At 71.3% G+C, this 18937-nt stretch carries 17 protein-coding genes and 1 pseudogene; 11 read left to right on the forward strand and 7 right to left on the reverse strand.

The features are described 5' to 3' along the window. From ENC19_RS15805 to ENC19_RS15825, 6 genes and pseudogenes are all read left to right on the forward strand, one after another. Positions 1–1846 (forward strand): annotated as a pseudogene (locus ENC19_RS15805) (FtsX-like permease family protein); the annotation flags it as partial. A 319-nt stretch (positions 1847–2165) separates the two neighbouring features. Next, positions 2166–2606: an FtsX-like permease family protein gene (locus ENC19_RS30260; RefSeq protein WP_235944830.1), complete on the forward strand. Its 441-nt coding sequence runs from the start codon at positions 2166–2168 to the stop codon at positions 2604–2606. Next, a complete protein-coding gene (locus ENC19_RS15810) occupies positions 2603–4660 on the forward strand; it encodes a SpoIIE family protein phosphatase (RefSeq protein ID WP_208020914.1) in 2058 nt (685 codons plus the stop codon). The genes ENC19_RS30260 and ENC19_RS15810 overlap by 4 nt, the downstream gene beginning before the upstream one ends. 137 nt (positions 4661–4797) lie before the next feature. Beyond that, a complete protein-coding gene (locus ENC19_RS15815) occupies positions 4798–5352 on the forward strand; it encodes an RNA polymerase sigma factor (RefSeq protein WP_164447952.1) in 555 nt (184 codons plus the stop codon). Then, complete coding sequence (locus tag ENC19_RS15820) at positions 5349–6416, forward strand: hypothetical protein (protein WP_164447953.1); 1068 nt, start codon at positions 5349–5351, stop codon at positions 6414–6416. The genes ENC19_RS15815 and ENC19_RS15820 overlap by 4 nt, the downstream gene beginning before the upstream one ends. A gap of 174 nt (positions 6417–6590) precedes the next feature. Beyond that, positions 6591–6866, forward strand: a complete 276-nt coding sequence (locus tag ENC19_RS15825) for a putative quinol monooxygenase (RefSeq protein WP_166458696.1) — start codon at positions 6591–6593, stop codon at positions 6864–6866. Positions 6867–6950: 84 nt separating this feature from the next. Here the strand turns inward: ENC19_RS15825 and ENC19_RS15830 are convergent, their stop codons facing one another. Beyond that, the gene (locus ENC19_RS15830; protein WP_164447955.1) at positions 6951–7508 is read right to left on the reverse strand and encodes a dihydrofolate reductase family protein; all 558 of its coding nucleotides are present in this window, start codon (positions 7506–7508) and stop codon (positions 6951–6953) included. Positions 7509–7540: 32 nt separating this feature from the next. Then, positions 7541–8446 (reverse strand): oxidoreductase, encoded by a 906-nt coding sequence (locus ENC19_RS15835; RefSeq protein ID WP_164447956.1) that lies wholly within the window; start codon positions 8444–8446, stop codon positions 7541–7543. 132 nt (positions 8447–8578) lie between these two features. On the opposite strand from ENC19_RS15835, the gene ENC19_RS15840 reads away from it, so the two are divergent. Further along, on the forward strand, positions 8579–9460 hold the full coding sequence (locus ENC19_RS15840; RefSeq protein WP_164447957.1) for a helix-turn-helix transcriptional regulator: 882 nt from the start codon (positions 8579–8581) through the stop codon (positions 9458–9460). Positions 9461–9522: 62 nt separating this feature from the next. Here the strand turns inward: ENC19_RS15840 and ENC19_RS15845 are convergent, their stop codons facing one another. From ENC19_RS15845 to ENC19_RS15860, 5 genes are all read right to left on the reverse strand, one after another. Beyond that, entirely contained in the window at positions 9523–9972 is a 450-nt protein-coding gene (locus tag ENC19_RS15845; protein ID WP_235944831.1) for a hypothetical protein, read from the reverse strand. A 53-nt stretch (positions 9973–10025) separates the two neighbouring features. After that, complete coding sequence (locus ENC19_RS15850) at positions 10026–11237, reverse strand: hypothetical protein (RefSeq protein ID WP_164447958.1); 1212 nt, start codon at positions 11235–11237, stop codon at positions 10026–10028. Between the two features lie 392 nt (positions 11238–11629). Then, positions 11630–12877 (reverse strand): FtsX-like permease family protein, encoded by a 1248-nt coding sequence (locus ENC19_RS31420; protein WP_309245969.1) that lies wholly within the window; start codon positions 12875–12877, stop codon positions 11630–11632. After that, the gene (locus tag ENC19_RS31425) at positions 12799–14037 is read right to left on the reverse strand and encodes an ABC transporter permease (RefSeq protein WP_328824264.1); all 1239 of its coding nucleotides are present in this window, start codon (positions 14035–14037) and stop codon (positions 12799–12801) included. Before ENC19_RS31425 ends, ENC19_RS31420 begins: the two co-directional genes overlap by 79 nt. Before the next feature lie 14 nt (positions 14038–14051). Then, positions 14052–14816 carry an ABC transporter ATP-binding protein gene (locus tag ENC19_RS15860; RefSeq protein ID WP_164447959.1) on the reverse strand — a complete coding sequence of 255 codons (765 nt, stop codon included), beginning with the start codon at positions 14814–14816 and terminating at the stop codon, positions 14052–14054. 169 nt (positions 14817–14985) lie between these two features. Here ENC19_RS15860 and ENC19_RS15865 point away from each other — a divergent pair, with 169 nt between their 5' ends. The 4 genes from ENC19_RS15865 (at position 14986) to ENC19_RS15880 (ending at position 18790) form a co-directional block, all read left to right on the forward strand. Then, positions 14986–16143, forward strand: a complete 1158-nt coding sequence (locus ENC19_RS15865; protein ID WP_309245967.1) for a sensor histidine kinase — start codon at positions 14986–14988, stop codon at positions 16141–16143. After that, positions 16140–16808: a response regulator gene (locus ENC19_RS15870; protein ID WP_164447961.1), complete on the forward strand. Its 669-nt coding sequence runs from the start codon at positions 16140–16142 to the stop codon at positions 16806–16808. The genes ENC19_RS15865 and ENC19_RS15870 overlap by 4 nt, the downstream gene beginning before the upstream one ends. Before the next feature lie 185 nt (positions 16809–16993). Then, a complete protein-coding gene (locus ENC19_RS15875) occupies positions 16994–18442 on the forward strand; it encodes an endo-1,4-beta-xylanase (protein ID WP_235944832.1) in 1449 nt (482 codons plus the stop codon). Between the two features lie 165 nt (positions 18443–18607). Further along, positions 18608–18790, forward strand: a complete 183-nt coding sequence (locus ENC19_RS15880; protein ID WP_164447963.1) for an antitoxin — start codon at positions 18608–18610, stop codon at positions 18788–18790. The last annotated feature ends 147 nt before the right edge of the window (positions 18791–18937 follow it).

The raw sequence follows: 18937 nt of genomic DNA on the forward strand, positions 1-18937 counted from the left end.
CGTCCTCGTCCACGCCAACTGGGCACGCGACGACGGTCCCACCGGCGGGCGGATCCGGATGCCCCGCCTCGCCGAGGACGTCGACGACTTCCGCGCCCGGGCGACGTACGCGCTCGGGACCGACCTGGACGCGGCGCTGCTGCCGCCCATCGCCGTTGTCACCAGCCCGAGCCTCACCATCACCGACGGCGACCGACCGCGTACCCTCCAGGTCACCTACCTGGCCGATGACTTCGGCGGCCCGGACGTGACCTGGATCGCCGGCGACGCACCCGGCCCCGCCACACCCGGGCGGTCCGCCGAGATCCCCCACAACGGACCGCCCTGGCCGATACAGGTCGGCCTGTCCGAGGCGGACGCCGCCGCCCTGCACCTCGGCCCCGGCGATCGAATTCCGGTCCGGGACGGTCAGGGCCACGACAAGGACGTCCGGATCAGCGGGATCTACCGACCCGTGGACAGCGCCGACCCCGCCTGGCGACTCGCCCCGGCCCTGCTGCGACCCGTGCCCGGCGCCGACGGCGTGGGCACCACCCGGATCGCCGGACTGCTGTCGCGCGAGTCGCTGCCGGACGCCCGGCTCGCCTTCGACGAGGACCAGCTGCGGCGCACCGTCCACTTCGCCCCCGAACCCGACGCGCTCGCCTGGGACGCCACCGCGACGCTCGTCAGGCAGGTGGTCACGCTCAAGGCGACCTCCGGCTCGTCAGGTGCCCGCGACCAGTCCCTGAAATGGGAATCACAGCTCGACACCGTGGTGCGCGACGCCCGTACCCAGATCAGTGCCGCCTCGGCACAGGCCGCCGTCCTGCTCGCCGGGCTCCTGACCGGTACGGTGCTGGTCCTGCTGCTCGCCGCCGATCTGCTGGTCCGCCGGCGTACCGCTGTGCTGAGCGCCGCCCGGCAGCGTGGGGCTGCGCTACCCGACCTCGGTGCGGAACTGCTCATCGAGTCCAGCCTGGTGTCCCTGTCGGCCGCCGCCGTCGGGCTCGCGCTCGCCCGCGCGGTCGCTCCCGGCGTCTCCTGGACCTGGACCGTTCCCGTGGTCCTGGCCGGTGCTGTCGGCGGGCCGACGTTCGGCATCCTCGCCGCCGCCCGCGCCAGCCGCGACCGGCGTCAACCCGCCAACCCGGCCGCGCGCCGCCGGATCCTGGCCACCGGTCGGTTGCGCCGCGCCGCCGTGGAGGTCGCTGTGCTGATCGCCGCGGTCGCCGCCGTCGTGACCCTGCACCAGCGCGGGCTGCTACCCGTCGCCGCCGACGGCGACACCGGCGAGCTGACCGGCGAGCTGACCGGCGAGCTGACCGGCGACCTGGTCCTACCGGTCAGCGCCGTGGCGCTGGGCGTGCTCGCCGGCACGCTCGTCCTGCTGCGGCTGCTACCCGTCGGAGTGCGGCTCGCGCTCCGGCAGGCCCTGCGCTCGCGCCGCCCGCTGGCCGTGTTCGGTGCCGCCCAGGCGGCCACCACGGCCGGACGCGCGCTGCCGTTGCTGGCACTTGTCAGCGCCACGGCGCTCGCGTCGTTCGCCCTTGTCGTCGGCACCACCGTCGCCCGTGGTCTGACCGACGGCGCGTGGAGCGCCGTCGGCGCCGACGCCCGCCTCGACGTCGACGCCGATGCCGACGCCGCGACGCCCGCGCTCGCCGAGCGCATCGCCGCCGCACCCGGGGTGGAGCAGGTCGTCGTCGCGCAGGTGACCGACTCGGCACGTGTTCACCGAATCGGCACTGCTCACCCCACGCCTGGTCGTCGTGGACGCCGTCGCGTTCCAGCGCCTGCTGGCCACCACCCCGCTACCCGACGCGCCGGCGTTGGCCCGGCTCGCCGCACCCGGTCCCGACCCTGACGTCCCGGCTCTGGTCCGTTCGAGCAGCGGCGACCTGCGGACCGGCATGCGGCTGCGGCTGGCCCGACGACGCCCCGGCGATCGGTCTCGCCGCGGTCGGCACTGCTCCCGCCGTCGGCGGCGCCGCCGACGTCGTCATCGTGGAGGCCTCGGCTCGCCGACGCGGGGCTGCCCGCCGTTCCCAACACCGTCTGGGCGACCGGCCCCGGCGCGGCGCGGGCCGTGTCGAACAGCGGCGTCTCCGCCGACGTGGTGCTACGCACGGACGTCCTGCGGGCACAGCGGGTGGTCCGCTGACCGCGGGGATCTCCCGGCTGGCGTGGACGGTCGCCGCGGTGTTGGTGGCGCTGGGCCTGCTCGGCCTCACGCTCGCCGCCGCCGCCGGTGCGCGTCGGAGCGGTGGCAGACCCTGACCCGACTGCGGACCCTCGGCCTGCGGCCACGCGACATCCGCTGGGTCGCCGCGGGCGAACTGCTGCCGCCGGTCGTGGTCGCCGCCTGCTGCGGCCCGCTACTCGGGGCCCTGCTCGCCCACCTGACCCTCGGCCCGCTCGAGCTACGGCTGCTCACCGGGCAGGCCGCCGACCCGGCGGCGGTCCTGCCGTGGTGGCTGCTCGGCCTGGTGGGCGTGGCGCTGCTGGCGACGGCCGCCGTGGTCGTACCTGTCGAGTCGGCGCTGCGGCGACGCGACCGGCTGAGCGAGGTGCTCCGCGTCGGAGGGATTACGACATTAGGTGAAGGTGACGTCGGCAGGCGATGATGCCTCTGCGCGCGGCGATGGCGCGTGAGGGAGGTGGCGAGGTGGACGACTGGCTGCCTGACGCTCAGGTGCTCGCCATGCTGGACCTGGAACCGCAGGGCTGGATACTGGCCCGGGCGGTGCACGAGGGTCGCCTGATCGTTGATTTCGAACTGGCCTACATCAACGACGCGGGGTGCGGCCTGGTCGGACGGTCGCGCGCCGAGTTGATCGGTCGCCGCTACCGGCACCTGTGGCCGGAGACCGTGCACGACGGGACGCTCCCGTTCTACCGGTCGGTCGTGGAGACGGGGAAGCCGGCCTTACGCACGGTCTACTACGAGCGGCAGTCCATCACCGGACATTTCGAGTTCCGGGTGGGTCCGTACCGCGACGGGATCATGGTGCGGTGCGTGGATCTGCGTCAGGTGACGGTGTCTCCGCAGTCGGCCGGTGCGGTACGGCTGTACGACATGCTCGACACCGCGTTCGACGGGTTCACGGTGCTGCGTCCGGTGCGGGATGCCGGTGCAGCGATCGTCGACTTCGTCTGCGAGTACGTCAACCAGGTCGGGGCCAAGATGACCGGCCGCAGCGTGGAGGACGTGATCGGTCAGCGGCTCAGCGATGTCTCTGCCCACAGCTGGGACAGCGGGCTGTTCGATCGCTATCGCACGGTGGCCGAGACCGGGGAGCCGTGGCGGCAGGAGTTGACCTATCCCGAGATCAGTCAGGTGTGGGAGATCAAGGTGGGGCGTACCAGCGGCGGTCATGTCGCGGTGTCGTTCCGGGAGATCACTGAGCAGGTCGACAAACAGCGACAGCTGGCCGACAGCGTGGCCCGCGCCGAGAAGGCCGTCGCCCGCGCCCGCAGCCTGGAAAGCGTCACCGTGGCGTTGGTGGCGGCGAGCACGACAGCGCAGGTGTATGCCGCCATCGGATCGGTGCTGCGGCCCTCGGCCGGCGGGCAGTCCCTGGCGTTGCTCCTGCGCCAGGAGCAGTCCCTGCGCCTTGCCTACCACGCCGGGTACGAACCAGAGGTCATCGCGCGGCTGCACGACCTGCCGATCGAGCACTGCTACCCGGCGGCGGCCGTCGCCCACACCGGACAGCCCTGTTACCTGACCTCACTGGCACAGTTCCACGCCGCTCAGCCCGACCCGGAGACGGCCGTTCCGCCCGGGTCCCGCCAGGCGTGGGCTTTCCTCCCGCTGACCGTGGCCGGCGAGGTGCTGGGTGCGCTCGTCGTCGGCTATCGGGAACCACGCGACTTCGATCCCGACACCAGATCGACGCTGACCGCCCTGGCGGGGCTGGGCGCCCAGGCACTTCAGCGGGCGATGCTGTTCGAAACCAGCGTGTCGATCGCCTCCGAACTGCAGCACGCGCTGCTGCCGGCGACGCTGCCGCAGACGGCGGGGCTGCGACACGCGGCCCGGTACCTGCCGTGGACCCGCGGCGCCGAAGTAGGCGGCGACTGGTACGACATCATTCCCATCAGTGACGGCGTCGTCGCCGTCGCGATCGGCGATGTCGCCGGCCACAACACCGCGGCCGCAGCGACGATGGGTCAGGTCCGGGACGCCCTGCGCGCGTACGCCATCACCGGGCAGCGGCCGGCCACGGTCATGAACAACGTCAACCACCTCATCCGGACGCTGCGGCTGAACACCATGGCCACCTGCTGCTACCTGCAACTGGACGTCGCCGAGGGTGCCGTCACCGCAGTGCTTGCCGGACATCCGGCCCCGATCCTGCGCGACGCACACACCACCGGCCTGGTCCGCCTCGCCACGCACCCGGCCCTGGGTGTCTCGGACTCGGTTCTCTACCGTGAGGACCGCTTCGACCTCCCACCCGCCGCCACCTTGGTGCTGTACACCGACGGACTCGTCGAGGACCGCAGCCATCCCCTCGACCGGGGCTTGGCGGAGCTGTGCGCGGCAGTGCACAGCGCACCCCGCCTCGACCCGGCCGAGATCCTGGATCACATTCTGGCCGGCGGCGTCGGTCCGTCGCCGCGGCGCGACGACATCGCCCTGCTCTGTCTCACCCGGGACCCGGTCGAGCGCTGACGAGGCGATCCAGGCCGGCGGCGGCCCCACGACGAGCAGGTGCACGGTGAGTTCGGCGGTACGTTGGTGACAGCTGACCCGGTCGGCCGACGATATCGTGGTGTCACGATGCGCCTGGTGCCGGACATACAAAGAACGTGAGCTCTGAGGATCGGTTCCGGCGCGTCTACGCCGGCAACTTCGAAGCGCTTCTCGCGTACGCCTCACGTCGTGTCCAGCAGCCGGAGGACGCCGCCGACGTGGTCGCGGAGACCTTCCTGGTGGCGTGGCGGCGCAGCGCCGACCTGCCGCGCGACGATGAGGTCCGGCTGTGGCTGTACGGAGTTGCCCGCCGGGTGTTGGCGAACCACCACCGCAGCGGGATCCGCCGGGAGCGGTTGGGTGAGCGGCTCCGGCAGTGCCTGACCGCGTTCGCCACACCCGATCCCGGCAACGAGGTGCCGCAGCGACTCGCGGTGCAGGCCGCGCTGAGTCGACTGAACGACACGGACCGGGAGATGTTGCTGCTCGTCGCGTGGGAGGGCCTGCGGCCCCGGGAGGCGGCGAGGGTGGTCGGGGTGAGCGCGACCGCAGCCCGGACCCGCCTGTCGCGGGCGCGGGCCCGGCTGCGCGAACTCGTCGGTGACGATCCAGAAGCGCCCGGACATGTACTCGATGTCCTGGCCGTACCCGTTCCGAAGGAGGGCAGATGACCGACGACCACCTCGACCGCCTGATCCGCGACGTCGACCCCTATCGGCCTGAGATCATCAAGCGCCTCGCCGGGGCGGATGAGCAGCTCCTGGAGGAGATCATGTCCACCCCGAAACCCGACTCGGTGCCGGCGAGACCGCTACGCCGTACCCTCGTCCGTCGACTCGCCGGCCCTGCAGCCGCCGCGGCCGCCGTGGCCGGCATCGTCGTCGCCTCGTCGGTCTGGTCCACGCCGCCCGACGACCGGTACGCCGGACCGACCGGCCTGCCCGGCGTGGGCACGGCCGCGATCAGCGGGCGGGAACTCGACCTGAAGGCCGCGCAGCAGCACCCGCGCCTGCTGATCGACGAGCCGGGCTGGAACGCGACGAGCGTCTACGGGTTCGCCGAGGAGAGCGGCACCATCGAATTCCGCAACGGCGACCGCAGCCTGGAGATGAACTGGTACCCGGACGAGCAGTACCAGGACTACTACGACGACCGGCTGCAGGTGAGCAGACCGGAGGCGACCACCGTGGCGGACCGACCGGCCAGCGTCTTCACCTACAGCGAGAACGACATGTCGGCCATGCGCGAACCGCAGGACGGCACGTTCGTCGAGGTGCGCACCGGGGGCAACTGGACGCGGGCCACCTTCGACGGGATCCTCACCCACGTGATCAAGGTGGATGCCGAGTCGTTCCTCGATGCGCTGCCGCCGGAGATCGTCACGCCCGGCGACGTCCGGGAGGAAGCCGCCAGGATTCTCGCCGACCTGCCGTCCCCGCCGGGCTTCGACGTGTCGGTACTGGACAACGCCGGGGCCAACGACCCGTACCAGTTCGGCGCCGCAGTGGCCGGCAGGGTCACCTGCGACTGGATCGCCGAGTGGATCCGGGCCGACTCGGCCGGTGACACCCAGGCGGTCGAGCAGGCGGCGGCCGCGTTGCGCAGCAGCCACCGGTGGAAGGTGCTGCACGACATGAACGACGAGGGTGACTACCCGGAGGTCGTCTGGGAGATCGCCGACCAGGTCGCCGACGGCGATGTCCCCAGGTCGTACCAGGAGAGCCTGGGCTGCTGACCCAGCCGGCCGGCACCGGCGGGTGGCGCGGCTTCCGGCCGGCGCTCCACCTCACACCACGGCACCACACGACGACCACGAACACGTAACCTCCGAGGTTCGGATCGCGCTCACCCGTGAACGCGGCCCCTCGACCATCAGGGAGCGGTTGTGCCGTACGGATACATCGGATCGATGAAGAGCACACCGGGCCACCGCGACGAGGTGGTGGACATCCTGCTTCGCGGCGTCGAGGGGCTGCGGCTGATCGGATGCCAGCTGTACGTCGTCAGCGTCTCGGACACCGATGACGTCACGATCTGGGTGAGCGAGGTGTGGGAGAGCAAGGAGCAGCACGACGCGTCCCTCCAACTTCCCGAGACCAGGGCTGCGATCAACAAGGCGATGCCCATGCTCACGGGCGAGTTCACCGGGCAGGAGGTCACCGTCGTGGGCGGTCTCGGCCTGTGAACCCGGGTCGGTCGGCGCTGCACGGGAAGTCCGAGGAGGACCCCGGGTTGCCGGGTGAGCCGGCCGGCGACGGACTGCTGTGGTTCAGCCCGCGCGGCGGTAGTGCATCGCCACCGCACCGTTGCGCAGCGGCTCCGCGGAGAGCAGTTCCAGCCGGCGCGTACCGGGCAGCCCGTCCTGGTACAGCGTCGGGCCGTGACCGGCGATCCGGGGATGGACGAGCAGTTTGTACTCGTCGATCAGGTCCAGCCGGTCGAGCTCGGTCGCGAGCTTGCCGCTTGCGAGCAGGACCCCGGCCGGGGTCGCGTCCTTGAGCTTCCGCACGCCCTCACGCAGATCACCGGCGATGTGGTGGCTGTTCGCCCACGGGAAGTCCTGACGCGTCGACGACACCACGTACTTCGGCTTGGCCTCCAGCTTGACCGCCCACTCTCGGATGGCCGGCGGCGCCTCCACGTCGCCGCGGGCGACGGCCGGCCAGTAGCTCTCCATCATCTCGTAGGTGACGCGACCCCACAGCATCGCTCCGCCCTCGTCCATGAGACGGGTGAAGAAGGCGTGCGTCTCGTCGTCGGCGACTCCCTCCTGATGGTCGACGCAACCGTCCAGGGTGACGTTGAAGCTGAAGGTGAGAAGTCCCATGACCGGCGACTCTAACGCCCACCACCGCGTCGTCAGAGGTAGGTGACCCCGGTCAGGTCCTCGGCTGCCGCCCACAGCCGCGTGCCGACGGCCGGGTCGGCGGCCTCCCGGCTGAGCCGGGCCTCGGTGACCCGGCCCCGCGTCTCCCAGAGCCCGGACGGGCCGAAGAACTGGCCGCCGCGTACCCCGGGCTCGGTCGCGGCGCGCAACTGCGGCAGCGCGCCGCGCTCCACCGGCTGGGTTGCCAACAGCCCGCCCCAGGCGATCATTCGCCCGAACCGGCCACGGTGCTCCCAGGCACGCGGAGTCAGGTTGGTGCGGGTGAGACCGGGGTGGGCCAGCGCGCTGACGATCGGCGCTCCGGCGGCGCGCAGGCGGCGGTCCAGTTCGACGCCGAAGATCGTGGTGGCGAGCTTGGACCGGCCGTAGGCGGCGGCTGCCCGATAGTCCCGTTCGAACATCAGGTCAGCGAAGTCCAGGTGCGCGCTCCGGTGAGTGATCGAGCTGAGGCTGACCACGCGGGCTTCCCGCGCCGCGGCCAGGTTCCCGAGCAGCAGGCCGGTCAGCGCGAAGTGGCCCAGCATGTTGGTGGCGAGGTGCAGCTCGAATCCGTCGGCGCAGGTGCGGCGCGGGCCGAGCAGCACCACACCGGCGTTGTTGACGAGCAGGTCGATCGCCGGGTGGTCGCCGGCCAGCTTCGCCGCGAAGGCCCGCACGGAGGCCAGGCAGGCCAGGTCCAGCTCGCGGACCTCGACGTCGCCGCCGATCCGGCGGGCGGCCTCCGCACCGGCGAGGGTGTTGCGTACGGCGAGCACGACGTGGGCGCCGTGGCGGGCCAGTTCGGTGGCGGTGACCAGGCCGAGGCCCGAGTTCGCGCCGGTCACGACGGCGACCCGGCCGTGCTGGTCGGGGATACGGTCGGTGCTCCATCCGGTCATCTGCTGCTCCTGAAGGTGCCGGTGCGCTGGGGCCATCGACGTTAGGAGCGATCCGGGGCGGTTCGATCGTTCTCGGTTGCCTAGGTCTGCCGGGCCTACCTTCGGCGGTTCGCGCCACGGCACACTTGCGGCATGAACGGTCCCCATCCGTACGCTCGGGAACTCGGCGACTTCCTACGCGCTCGGCGTGGCCGGTTGCGTCCACACGACGTCGGCCTGGAGCCGGGCGGCCGACGCAAGGTCACCGGGCTGCGGCGCGAGGAGCTGGCCCTGCTGGCCGGGCTGAGCACCGACTACTACCAGCGGATCGAGCAAGGCCGGGAGGTACGCCCGTCCGACGACGTCCTGGACGCCCTCGCCGGCGCGCTCAGTCTCGACCACAAGGAACGTCGGCACCTGTTCACCCTGGCCCACGCCGCCCGCCGGCCCGCGCCCGCCCGCGTGGACCGCGATCCGGAGCGGGTACCGGAGGGCACCCGACGCCTGCTGCGGGTGCTGGACACCCCTGCGGTCATCCTCGGCCGGCATCTCGACCTGCTCGACTGGAACCCGATGGCGCAGGCGCTCCTCGGCGACCCGGACGCCTACCCGGCCGACCGGCTCAACATGCTCCTGCTGCTGTTCGACGACACGCTGACCGACGAGCGTAGCTGCCCGGACTGGGAGCAGCAGGCGCTGGACTACATCGGCATGATGCGCGCCGCCGTCGCCACCGACCCCAGCCACCCACGCGCCACCGCGATCGTCGGCGAACTGAGCATCCGCAGCGCCGAGTTCCGGCGGCTGTGGGCGCAGCACGACGTACGCGAGTCGGTGAGCGGCACCAAGACCTTCCGGTTTCCCGAGGTAGGCGACATCGTCCTGGACTGGGACACCTACCCCCTACCGGGAAACCCCGGCCCCGTCATGCTGGTCTTCACCGCCGAGCCGGGCAGCGCCGACTCGGACCGGTTACAACTCCTGGCATCGCTGTACGCGACCCGCTCTGCACCCACCCGCAACGCGACTTCATGATCGAGTGCGCTCGGGGCTCCAGGTTCCGCTTCGACGTCCGACGACGGACGCTCCGCTCCGATTCACCGCGGCCGTTTGTCCTCGACGTGTACGACGTTCAGCTCATGGCCGTCCTGGTCTCGCTTTCCGCGTCCGTACAGACCAACGGCCAGATCGCTGATGTCCGAGACCTCGTCGGGCCCCACATAGGTCAGCACGTCGTTGTGGTGGCCGTAGACCACCCATCCGGGACCAGGATCGAGGGTGACGGTACCGAAGTCTCCAGCAGGTGAGCCGGCGTAGACGGGGCCGTACTCGCGGAGGATGTCGACGGCCTGGGCGGCGAGGTCGGCGCTGGGTCCGGGGTCTGGGAGTACGACGCACGTGCCGTGGGCGAATACGACCCAGGACTTGCCGTCCCCTCGGATGATTCCACGCCAGGTTCCGGCCAGATCATGCTCGGACATGGCGATGATCATCCCCGAGTTGACGCACCAACGCCACCCGCCAAGGCGCCCGGCGAGCACCTTCATCAACTCCAGAATGCCGGCTGGTTTGTCGGCACGAGGACGGCTGGCCTTGCCCGCTACTGCGGGGCGGCCTTCTCGGCCTCCTTGAGCACGGCCAGACACAGCCACGAGGCGAACTGCTGGTCGATGATCTGGCGAGCCCGCAACGCGCTCAGCACTGCCTGCGGTTGGGTGATCTGCCATACCTTGACGTCGAAGCTGGGCAACCCGTCGTCATTGAAGCGTTCTCGGGGCAGGAACGGCAGCGCCCGCCAGGCGATACCAGCGTTGCGCAGCTGGTCGACCTGCATGAAGGTGCCCAGGTTGGCCAGCAGGGTAGGCAACGGCACTGCCCGACCACCGCCGTAGGTGGTACGCAGGTCCCGCAAGGTGCTCAGCTCGTTGCCACTGAGGCTGACATGGCTCCGATCGAACTCGGCCCACCAGAACGCGTCGTACGCGCCGAGATATCCCTGAAACAGCGCAGCCGTTCCATCGGTGGCTCGCTCCAGAACGAACTCGTGGATGGCGTCGTTCACCACGTTGATCAGAACCGGGTTCGGATAGGTGGCCTGGACCAGCTGGGTCAGCTTGGCAGCGCCGTTGGCGCCGTACAGTCCCTTCTCCTCGGCCAACAGCTCCACGTGGCCGCCGAGGTCCTGGATACGGCCGACGAGGTACTTGGCGGTGGGGCCACAGGCGCCGAAGAAGTTGTCGAACTGGAAGCGGCTGAACGTCATGTTCACCGGGTCATACCAGGTCAGCACACTCGCCGGATGCCGGACCACGCGGTAGGCCATCAACTGCTGCGGATATCCGGTGCCCGGCACCCACCCCTGCAACGACGTGGCCACGTCACTCCAGTCGCCAAACCGCCAGCGATCGGCCACCGTGTCCGCGGCCAGCGCGGCGAATCCGGGGCTGCCCAGCCACGCCGCACCCTGAACCAGCGCCTGGTACACCTCGGCCTGCTGCAGGTCGAGCAGGGTGGAGTACTCGACAACCGCCTGACCCCGGCCGATACGCACCGTGCCAGGCTTCTCCGCACCGGACGGAGCGACGTAGCTCAGCGCGACTGCGGGGGGCGGCGCGACCGACCCGCCGGCCCACTTCGCTTGCAGCAGCACTGCCAGCGCCTTGGCCAGCGCGTCGACGTCGACGAACTTCCACAGCTTCGTCGAGCTGCCGAACAGCAGAGCAGGTATCCCGGCTGACACAGCCCCCACCGCAGCGGCGTGCTGGGGCAGATTCTTGTCCCGGTAGACGAGCGAGCCGACCTGTACCGTCACGTTGTCCCTCCTCCGCGGGCCCTCACAAGAGCCGCCGGGATCACGATGGGCCACAGCGCCGGGCTGATGCAGTCACCAGAGCGACATAGGGCGGTTCGTCGTCGTCAATGCGAGAACGGCTCCAGGCAGCCGAATTCGACAGCCGAGCCGGTGACCTCGATGGCGTCCGCCGCGATGCCAGGTCGAGCAGCGCTCGCCGGGTGGAGCCCGGCGCGAAGTCCCCCGCCTCGCGAAGCGCCTCGAGCTTGGGCCGGATCCGCTCGGCGAGTCTCTTTCCGGTGCGCTGGTCCGCTTCGGAGAGTTCGTGTCGCCGCCCGGCTGATCCTTCCCACACGCATCGACGCCCCCGTTCATCCTCGTCCGAGGATCCGATCGTACGACTAGGCACACTTTCACCCCACGACGTCGACGGGGGGCCGCGCGGCCGGATGGCGTAGTGACCGCCAGGTCGGCAGCGCGCTCGCCAGCGCCGCCAGCAGCAGGCAGAGGCCCACCACCCCGCCGACCACCGACCACGGCACCACCAGGTCGACCGGTACACCGGCCTGCTCGGCGAGCCCGGCACGGATGCTCAGTAGACCGACGAACGCGACAGCGCCTCCGAGCAGCGCGCCGATCAGCACCACCAGGGCGGACTCGGCCGTGACCAGCCAGATGACCTGCCTGCGGGTCGCGCCGGCCAGCCGGATCAGCCGCAGGTCCGGCACCCGACCGGCAGCGGCCATCAGCAGCGTGTTCGCCACCGCGACGGCTCCGTAGCCGGCCGAGACAGCGATCAGCAGCAGCGTGGCGAGCCAGACGAGACGATCCTCCGCACGGTCCGCCTCGGCCGCCCATGCGGCAACGTCGAGAATCCGCGCTCCGGGCGGAGGATCGATCCGCTCCCGGACGTACACCGCGGAGGAGAGTGCCGAGGGGTCGTGCTTCCGCACCACCGACCGGGGCAGCAGCAGGTCGCCCGGGATCGAGTCGTCGGTGACGACCGCCACCACGCGCAGCGACACCAGCTCCCCGTCGGCGAAGATCAGCGCGAACGGATCGGTCGGCTGCCGGTTCGCCGTAGCGGTGAGCACCACCGTGTCGTCGCCGCTGAGGTCGCCGAGGGAACCGGCGACGACGGTGAGCGCGCGGTTCGCGGCGGCGAAGCCCGCCGGGTCCACGCCGAGTGCGGTCAGTGGCCGGTTCTCCGGCGGCGTGCTCGGGTCGCTCACGAAGACCGTCGTCGGTAGCAGGGCGGTCCCCCCGGTCGCCGTGACGGCCTGGTCCGACAGGCCGGGTGTGCGGTCGGGCACGACGATCCAACCGGCGTTCACGTCGCCGGCCCGACCCGCCGCGTAGGCGGCCGTGGTGGTGCGCACCATGCCGGAGACCAGCACCGCGAACGCCACCGTGAGCAGCACCGGGGCGGCGATCGAGGCGGTTCGTCGGGTCGCGGTCAACGCCCCGGCCCGGATCAGCATGCCGATCGCACCGCCTCGTCGACGCACCGGCACACGCAGCATCCGCACCACCGGGCCGACGACCGCCGGGGCGAGCACCGCGGCGCCAGCCACCAGGGCCATCACCGCGTAGAGGGCGAACGTGGCGGCGCTGCGGGCGTCGTCGGAGGTCGCGGTACCGAGGCTGAGGGCGGCCCCCACCGCGACGAGCAGTGCCCCGGTGGCGACCGTAGCCGTCCGATCGGCCGCTGCTCCACGGCCGCCGCACGCAGCGCCTCCAGCGGGCGAACGCGTGCCGCGCGGCGCGACGCCGACCAGACGGCCAGCAGCGCGATCACCGGCCCGGCGGCGAGCGACACCGCGACCGGCCAGGGCTCGTAGCGGACCCGGAAGGTCGCCGGCTGGAATCCGGCGTCGACAAGCAGTCGATCCAGCACCGGAGCGAGCCCCGCGCCGACCAGCAGCCCGGCGAGGCCGGCCGTGACACCGACGACGAGCGCCTCGACGTACACCATGCGGCGGACCTGACGACCTGTGGCGCCGACGGCGCGTAACAGACCCAGCTCACGGCGGCGTTGCGCGACCGTGAAGGCGAAGGCGGAGGCGACCACGAAGACCGTGACGAAGCCGGCGAGAGCCGCCGTGGCGGTGAGCACCTGCATGCCGATCCAGCGGGTGCGGGCGTCGCCCCGAGGTTCCAACGCGCCGCGTCCGTCGGCGGTCAGCGCCCGGCCGTCGCCGCCGACGACACCGCGAGCCGCCGCGGCGACGTCCTCGGCATCGGCGTCCGGCGCGATGAGCAGACCGATGGCCCGGACACCGGGCGCGAGTGCGGCGGCGACCTCGTCCGCGACGTAGACGCCGGGCGCATCGACCAGACCGGTGACGGTGTACGACTGGGGCCCTGCCGCCGTGAGCAGGGTGACCGGCCCGCCGGGAGGCAGCCCGAGCGCACGGTCGACGACCACCTCGCCGGCCTGCCGGGGTGGCTGCCCGGCGGTGAGACGGAACCCGCCCAGCCGGGTGCTGGACCAGCCGTGCCCCTGGTGGGCGTCCTCGCGCTGGCCATCGGTGGGAGGGGGCCGGCCGTCGACAAGCGCCTGGGCGTAGAAGGTCCGGTCCGGCACCACGGCCGTGACACCCGGCACCTCGGTCAGCCTGCTGGTGAGTTCCGCTGCCCTGGCGGCCGACCAGGGCCGGGTCGGCGCGAACGAGTCAGCCGGCGCACCGGCCTCGGGGCTCTGAACGACGACTGCCGCGTATGCCAGCCGGTCGGGCACCCGCGGGCGTCCGGAGGCGAGCAGCAGGGTGGCCGCCGCGACAAGTGCCACACCGACGGCGACGAGCACGAACGCGCTCACCGACCGTCGGACACTCAGCACGACCGCTCCACGGTGGTTCCCGCCGGAGCCGTCTCCTGCTCGGCGATCCGCGCGGCGACGACCGCGGCGGTGATCCCGCCGGTCATGTCGTCGACGATGCGGCCATCGGCGAGCAGCAGGACCCGATCGGCGTACGCGGCGGCGATCGGATCGTGGGTCACCATCACCACGGTCTGCCGGTGGTCGTCAACGAGTGCGCGCAGCAGCCGCAGGATCTGCCGGGACGCCGCGCTGTCCAGTGCCCCGGTCGGTTCGTCGGCGAAGACCACCGCCGGACGGGTGATCAACGCCCGGGCCACGGCGACGCGTTGCTGCTCGCCGCCGGACAGTTCGCTCGGCCGGTGCCCGGCCCGACCGGCCAGTCCGACGGCGGCGAGCGCGGCAGTGACGTCCCGGGCCGGCGGACGGCGCCCGGCCAGGCGCAACGGCAACTCGACGTTCTGCGCCGCGGTCAGCGTCGATACCAGGTTGAACGCCTGGAACACGAAGCCGATCCGCTCGCGGCGCAGCCGAGTCACCTCGTCCTCGCCCAGGTCGTCGAGGCGTCTGCCGTCGATGACGACGGTCCCCTCGGCGGGCCTGTCCAACCCGGCCGCGCAGTGCAGCAGGGTGGACTTGCCCGAGCCCGACGGGCCCATCACCGCGGTGAACGTGCCGCTGGCGAAGCTGGTCGTCACGTCGTCGAGCGCCGTCACCCGGCGCGCCCCGGTGCCGTACACGGCGCGTAACCCGGTCAGGGTCACCGTCTGTGTGGTCATGACCGCCAGGGTGCCGGCTCCGGCGGGTGCCGGGCGTCGTGCCGGAGCGGACACTTTCCGGTCCGCTCCGGAGCGGATCCGGGATCCTGGAACGCACCAGACGTCCTGCCTGAGGATGACCACCCGCGGGTGGACGCGCCCGGTCCGGGTGGCCGATACGCTCGGGCAGGTGACCGCCTTCCTGCTGACCCGGCGGCTCCGGCCGGCGGAACTGGCCACCGTGGACGTCGTACTCGCCGTGGCGGTCGGCGGGTTGCTCGGCCCGTACGCGGCGTTGGAATCGCCGCTGCGGGGTGGAGTGCACGAACCGCTGTGGGTGTCGGTGCTCGTCGGGATGGCCCTCGGGCTGCCGCTGGGCGTCCGGCGACAGTGGCCGATCACGGTCGCCGTCGTGATCAGCTGTGTCGCCGCCGTCGCCCTGATCAGCGGCGTGGTTCCCAACTACGCCGCCGCCGCGCCCGGGCTCGCCGTCGGTCTGTCCGTCTACACGGTGGCCGTGTCGACGAGCCCGCACCGGTCGGTGCTCTGCGCCGCCGGTTGTCTCGCTCTGGTGAGCATCGCCCTGATGTTCACCGAGAGTGATCTCTGGTCGCGGACCGGCGCGGTCGGCTACGCCGCCGTCATGATCGTGCCGGCTGGGATGATCGGCTGGCTGGTCCGGGAGCGTCGTGCCGTCGCCGTCCGTCAGGGCGAGCACCTGGTCCGTCAGGCTGCGGCCGAGGAGCGGTTACGGGTGGCCAGGGAACTGCACGACGTGGTCGCGCACACGCTCAGCCTCATCGTGGTGAAGGCGGCCGTCGCCAACCACGTCGCCGAGGCCGACCCTCGCGAGGCGGGAGCCGCCCTGCGGGTGATCGAGGAGACCGGTCGCAACGCGTTGACCGACGTCCGCCGGGTGCTCGGTGTCCTGCGCGAGGACACCCCGTACGCCCCGCAACCCGGACTGGACGAGTTGCCCGCGCTCGCCCGGCAGGCCGCGATCGGCGGTGTCGACGTACGTCTCGACGTGCGACGGGACGAATCGGCCGAAGCGGTGCCGGAGTCGGTGGGTCTGGCGGTGTACCGGATCGTGCAGGAGGCGGTGACGAACGTGGTGAAGCACGCGGCGCCGGCCACCTGCCGGGTGACGGTGATCGTCGCCCCTGGCGAGGTCAGGGTCGAGGTGACCGATGACGGCCGCCGGCCGGTCTCGACGGTCGGTGAGGGGCACGGGATCATCGGTATGCGGGAACGGGTGGCGCTGCACGGCGGCGAGTTCCACGCCGGCCCACGCTCCGGCGGCGGCTTCGTGGTGACGGCCGGCCTGCCCTACCGGGTGAACGCGTGATCCGGGTGCTGATCGCCGACGACCAGGCGCTGCTGCGTGGCAGTTTTCGGCTGTTGGTCGATTCGACCCCGGACCTCGTCACCGTCGCTGAGGCGGGCACCGGTGCGGCGGCCGTGGCGCTGTCGGCCGAGTACCGGCCGGACGTGGTGCTGATGGACGTGCGGATGCCGGAGATGGACGGCATCGAGGCGACCCGACGGATCTGCGGCGACCCGACGGGCACCGGCACCCGGGTCATCATCCTCACGACCTTCGACCTGGACGAGTACGTCTACGGGGCACTGCGCGCCGGAGCCAGCGGGTTCCTGCTCAAGGACACCCCGCCGGCGGATCTGCTGGCCGGCATCCGGGTGGTGGCCGCCGGGGAGGGACTGCTCGCGCCGACGGTGACCCGGCGGCTGATCGACGAGTTCGCGCGTCGACCCGAGCCGGCCCGGCCGCTGCCGCGACGGCTGGAGGCGGTGACCGAGCGGGAACGGGAGGTGCTCACGCTCATCGCCCGTGGCCTGTCCAACGCGGAACTGGCCGCGTACCTCAATCTCAGCCCGACCACCGTCAAGACGCACGTCGGACGGTTGTTGACCAAGCTGGCGGTACGTGATCGGGCGCAACTGGTCATCGTCGCCTACGAAACGGGCCTGGTGCAGCCGAGCAACCCACGTTGAGACGATTTCCGGAATGTTTCCGGAAGTTGTTGACATCGCGGCCGGCCGATATCGAGACTGACCGTCCGGGACATGCATCCGCGTCGATAGATGACGTCCGGCACCAAGGAGGACCCGTGCACAGCGACCTGCGGCACCGTAGAAAGGTTGCTCGAACAGCTTTGCCGGCGGCGGTGTTGTTGCTGATGGGCAGCGCTGTGGTGGTTCAGTCCAGCGCCCCCGCCGCGGCCGCCGAGACCACGCTGCGGGCCGCAGCCGCCAAGGCCGGGCTGTTCTTCGGCGTCGCCGCCTCACCCAACCGGCTCTACCCGATCGTCGGGCAGGAGTTCAGCCAACTGACGCCCGAGAACGACATGAAGCCGGACAGGATCGCCACCTCCAGCGGCGGGTTGCAGAACACCAGCGGCGCGGACACCTTGGTCAACCATGCCCAGAGCAACAACATGCTGGTCCGCGGCCACACGCTGGTCTGGCACTCGCAGGCCGGCGCGTTGCAGGGTGCCAGCCAGGCGACGCTGAACACCTTCATCGGCAACGCCATCAACCGCTGGGGCAGCAGGATCGCCTACTGGGACGTCGTCAACGAGGCGTTGGAGGACAACAACACCGGCCGGCGGCGCAACCAGTGGCCACACACCATGAACCGGGACGCCAACGGCGACGGTGACTTCTTCGACGCCGGCGACACCGACGTCATGCGGGACTCGTTCATCCGGGCCAAGCAGGTCGTGCAGGCCGGTGGGCTGACCACCAAGCTCTGCATCAACGACTACGACGTCGACGGCCTGACGGTCCAGGGCGGCACCCCGAACCGCAAGGCCAACGCGCTCTACGACATCGTCCGCAACTACCGGCAGTACATCGACTGCGTCGGGTTCCAGGCGCACTTCAACGACAACCCGAACAGCATCATCACCGACGACCTGCAGGCCAACATCCAGCGCTTCGCCGACCTCGGCGTCGAGGTGCACATCACCGAGCTGGACATCGACGACGACCTGAGCAACAACGACATCGGAGCGGGCCAGGCGGAGAACTACCGCAAGGTCGTCCGGGCCTGCCTGAACGTCGCACAGTGCACCGGCATCACCGTCTGGGGCATCTCCGACAGCGAGTCGTGGCGCTCTTCGGAGCGGGGCCTGCTGTTCACCGGCGGCAACGGCAGCTACCAGAAGAAGGCCGCCTACCACGCGGTTCTCGACGAGCTGAACAAGGGCCGCAACCCCACCACGCCGCCGACCACACCGCCGGTGACGCCGTCCGTCCCGCCGACCACGCCGCCGGTCGATCCGACCACGCCACCGCCGCCGACCACCCCACCCCCGCCGACCACGCCGCCGGCCACCGGGTGCTCCGCGACGGTGTCGCTGAACTCTTGGACCGGTGGCTTCGTCGCCACCGTGCGGGTCACCGCCGGTACCGCGCCGATCAGCGGTTGGAGCGTCCAACTCACCCTGCCCTCCGGGGCCACCGTCACCAACGCCTGGAACGCCAACCGCTCCGGCAGCAGCGGCACCGTGCAGTTCAGCAACGTCAGCTACAACGGCTCGGTGAACGCCGGCCAGTCCACCGAGTTCGGCTTCCAGGGCGTCGGGACCGCCACCGGCCTGACCCCGGTGTGCAGCGCCGGCTGAGCACCACCTGTGCTGGACGGCCGGCGCGCCGGCCGTCCAGCACAGGCAACGCGGTGGTGACACTCCGTTGCTGGCGCGGCCGGGCCGTTGCGTCCGATCTGCCGGCGTTTGCGGCGCCACGCCGAGGGAACCCGACGAAGGTATCCCCGGAACAGGAGGACCATCGTGGGTGACTTCATGAACAAGGCCAAGGACTTCGCGGACAAGCACGACAAGCAGGTTGACCAAGGGCTGGAGCGGGCCGGTGACATGGCCGACAAGCGCACCGGCGGCAAGTACGACCAGCACATCGACAAGGGCGTGGACCAGGCCCAGGCGCGTACCGGCGAGGGTGACCAGGTGCGCTGACGGCAACGCCGATCCCGGGTCGCCCGCAAAGGGTGACCCGGGATCCGGATTTCCGACGGTCGGGCCAGGTCGACGTCGACCGTCGGCCACCACGACCTTCGCGAGCGCCACGGGTCAGCCGTATTCTCGAGCAGCCGCGAACGTCGC

Source organism: Verrucosispora sioxanthis (assembly GCF_010560025.1).
Taxonomy (GTDB): Bacteria; Actinomycetota; Actinomycetes; order Mycobacteriales; family Micromonosporaceae; genus Micromonospora; species Micromonospora palythoicola.

What these genes read in the sequence shown, in the direction of transcription:
- ENC19_RS15860 (WP_164447959.1), bottom strand. Translation starts at nt 14,816, where the DNA reads ATGACCACACAGACGGTGACCCTGACCGGGTTACGCGCCGTGTACGGC.
- ENC19_RS15840 (WP_164447957.1), top strand. Translation starts at nt 8,579, where the DNA reads ATGAACGGTCCCCATCCGTACGCTCGGGAACTCGGCGACTTCCTACGC.
- ENC19_RS15820 (WP_164447953.1), top strand. Translation starts at nt 5,349, where the DNA reads ATGACCGACGACCACCTCGACCGCCTGATCCGCGACGTCGACCCCTAT.
- ENC19_RS15830 (WP_164447955.1), bottom strand. Translation starts at nt 7,508, where the DNA reads ATGGGACTTCTCACCTTCAGCTTCAACGTCACCCTGGACGGTTGCGTC.
- ENC19_RS15825 (WP_166458696.1), top strand. Translation starts at nt 6,591, where the DNA reads ATGAAGAGCACACCGGGCCACCGCGACGAGGTGGTGGACATCCTGCTT.
- ENC19_RS15835 (WP_164447956.1), bottom strand. Translation starts at nt 8,446, where the DNA reads ATGACCGGATGGAGCACCGACCGTATCCCCGACCAGCACGGCCGGGTC.
- ENC19_RS15810 (WP_208020914.1), top strand. Translation starts at nt 2,603, where the DNA reads ATGATGCCTCTGCGCGCGGCGATGGCGCGTGAGGGAGGTGGCGAGGTG.
- ENC19_RS15845 (WP_235944831.1), bottom strand. Translation starts at nt 9,972, where the DNA reads ATGAAGGTGCTCGCCGGGCGCCTTGGCGGGTGGCGTTGGTGCGTCAAC.
- ENC19_RS15875 (WP_235944832.1), top strand. Translation starts at nt 16,994, where the DNA reads ATGGGCAGCGCTGTGGTGGTTCAGTCCAGCGCCCCCGCCGCGGCCGCC.